We start from the raw sequence: 2,899 nt of genomic DNA on the forward strand, positions 1-2,899 counted from the left end.
ACTGGCTTGCGTCAAGCACGTCTTTGTCAAAGCCAGCGCGCGGGTCAATAACCGGGCCGAAAACAGTCATCAGCCGACCCGCGAACGCGAGCGACGCATGCGTGGCTTTCGCGATCCAGAGCGCACGCAGGCTTTCCTATCGAGCTTCGGTCCGATCCGGCAGCACTTCGCGCTGAAGCGACACCTGCTACGCGCCTCGCTCTATCGCAAACAGCTTGCCACACGCATCGCCGCCTGGCATCGCTTCACAGAGATCACCCAAGTTCCGCCGGTTTTCTGAGCAAGCGCGTTGCCCCCCCACTATTACGTCGCGAGCAAATTAACGTGACAGTGCCTGCGAATGCTCTCGATCGCGCAAAGGATGCGTCATGACCAAGTTTGAGGTCGCTGTTGCCGCACACCGGGCAGGCCGACTGGTCGAGGCAGAAGCTGCCTACCGGCAGCTTCTGTCGATCAATACGGCGCACGCTGACGCCATGCATCTGCTAGGCGTTATTGAATTGCAAAGAGGCAGGCCGGGCGAAGCGGAGGTGCTGATCCTTGCGGCGCTGACACACCGCAAAGACGCTGTTTTCATGACAGATCTGGGTGTGGCATTGGGTTGCCAGGGTAAGCTTTCCGCCGCAGAAGCCGCGTTCCGGAAGGCATTGGAGTTGAACCCCGATCTGGCGGAAGCACACAATCATCTGGGTATTCTCCTTGTCCAGACGCAGCGAACGGTGGAAGCGGAGATTGCCTTTCGACGTGTAGTCGGCCTCAGGCCTGATTCTGCCGAGGCATGGAACAACCTGGGACAGGTTCTTTGTGAAACCGTGCAGCTCGTAGAAGCAGAGGCAACCCTTCGCCATGCGCTGCTGTTGAAGCCCGACTACGCAGAGGGGCACAACAATTTCGGAATCCTACTGAGTAAAACCGGACGTTACGCCCATGCGGAAGTTGCTTTTAAAAAAGCACTCGCGCTCAACGTAAACTATCCAGCAGCCCACAACAATCTGGGTCATTTACTGTCTGGCATCGGCCGGTTTGCCGAAGCAGAACCGGCCTTCATCCGGGCACTGGAACTGACTTCTGACTATGTTGATGCCCGTTTCAATCTGAGCCTGCTGCTCCTTGCGACAGGAAGATATGCCGAAGCATGGCCGAACTATGAGACCCGTTACAGTCCGAACATGAGCGACCGGAAAATGGTGGTGCCGGGATTTTCATATCCGCAGTGGCAGGGCGAGCCTCTGGGCGGCAAATCCCTCGTGCTCCTGCCGGAACAGGGATTCGGCGATTGCATACAGTTCGCCCGCTACATTCCCTTGCTTAAGGGACGCGGCCCGTCGCGAATCAGTGTGGTTTGCGACCCGGTCCTCGGCGCCCTGCTGGAGACGGTCGACGGGGTTGACGAAGTGATAACGGATTCGGGATCCGTACCGGAGCATGACTACTGGACGTTTCCGTTAAGTCTGCCGATGCATTTCGGGACAACCGTTGACACGATACCTGGTTCTCTGCCATATGTGCATGCGATGCCCGAGCGGCTGGAGTACTGGCGTAACGAACTGCCCGCTGAGGGATTAAGAATCGGGCTGGTCTGGAAAGGCAGGGGCACGCACGGAAACGATCACAACCGTTCCTTGCGTGACATATCGGATCTGGCTCCGCTGTGGTCGGTACCGGGGCTCACATTCGTCAGTCTGCAGCATGGGCTACGCGATGAATCCCGGCAAGCGTCCGCAGAACAGCCTCTCATCGAACTGGGCGGGAAAATCAGGGATTTGGCCGACACAGCCGCCATCGTCGCCCAGTTGGACCTGACAATCTGTGTTGACACGGCGATCGCGCACGTTGCTGGCGCGCTCGGCAAACCATGCTGGGTACTACTCCCTGCCTTTGGGTGCGACTGGCGCTGGCTGCAGGACCGGATGGATTCGCCGTGGTACCCAGGAGCTGTAAGCCTGTTCAGGCAAAGCAGGTTTGGCGAATGGCGTGAAACGATTGAGGACGTTACCACTGCGCTGAGGATCTGGGCGGCAACGGAAGTTATCGTTGAAACTGGGGGCGCTTCAGGAAACGGAAAATAATCTATGATCGCCCCCGTTTTTGCAACGCTGAATGGATGCATGGTTGGCTTGCGTAAATCTATTCGGCGTCGTTGTGGGGATCGCTCCCCGCGCCACGATGAATTCGCGCCTGACAGTCCTAAAAAGCACGTCGGCTTTGCGGTAAGCCGATATTTTCCACAGGGTGTCCGTCAGGCCGGTGTGCCGTTCATGTCATCAGCTTCAACAGCCGCAAAACCAGGTGGGACGGTTCAAATTGAGGTCTCAGGCCTCAACATGGTGGTGTTTAGAGTGAACGAGGCATGGTGCGCCGACAATGCCCACGCGATACGCGCGAATTTGTTGGCCAGTGCACAAGCGACCACGTTGGAATGCCGCCTAGCAAGCATCGAACGGACCCACTCGGCCAGTGGACCAGCCTTGTTGGAAACCCTGTGCATGTAGGTCCGTGCGCATTGAACGAGGAGTCTGCGAATATTCGCGTCCCCCCTCTGATACCCAGCAGGTTCGTGCGGCCGCCCGTGCTGTATTGTCGGGGCACGAGTCCAATGGGCGCTGCGAAGTCCCGACTGCTCGCATACTGCTTGCCGTCGCCGATCTCGGCGGCAAGCACGCTTGCGGTGACAGGACCGACACCCGGAATGGAGAGAAGACGTTGACCTAGATCGTTGTCGGCCAGCTGCATCGCCAGTTCGCGGTCAATCTCTCCGATTTGTTCGCTGAGATATTTGAAATGAGCATGCAGGCGCTCGAGCGTTGTGATCAGTCGCGGTGGCAACGGGTGCTCGGATAGCACAGCAGGCAAGCGTCTGATTACCGCATTGCCCACGGGCAGACTGATCCCGAGTTCG

The 2,899-nt window shown here is 58.1% G+C and carries 1 protein-coding gene and 2 pseudogenes; 2 read left to right on the top strand and 1 reads right to left on the bottom strand.

From position 1 onward, the window contains the following. Positions 1 to 280 (top strand): annotated as a pseudogene (locus tag GCT19_RS41545) (IS6 family transposase); the annotation flags it as partial. An 88-nt stretch (positions 281 to 368) separates the two neighbouring features. After that, positions 369 to 2,069, top strand: coding sequence for a tetratricopeptide repeat protein (locus tag GCT19_RS41550; RefSeq protein WP_152855059.1), 1,701 nt, complete (start codon positions 369 to 371; stop codon positions 2,067 to 2,069). Between the two features lie 230 nt (positions 2,070 to 2,299). Here GCT19_RS41550 and GCT19_RS41555 read toward each other — a convergent pair. Next, positions 2,300 to 2,899, bottom strand: a pseudogene (locus GCT19_RS41555) (IS110 family RNA-guided transposase); the annotation flags it as partial.

Source organism: Paraburkholderia atlantica, from assembly GCF_009362785.1.
Classification (GTDB): Bacteria; Pseudomonadota; Gammaproteobacteria; order Burkholderiales; family Burkholderiaceae; genus Paraburkholderia; species Paraburkholderia atlantica.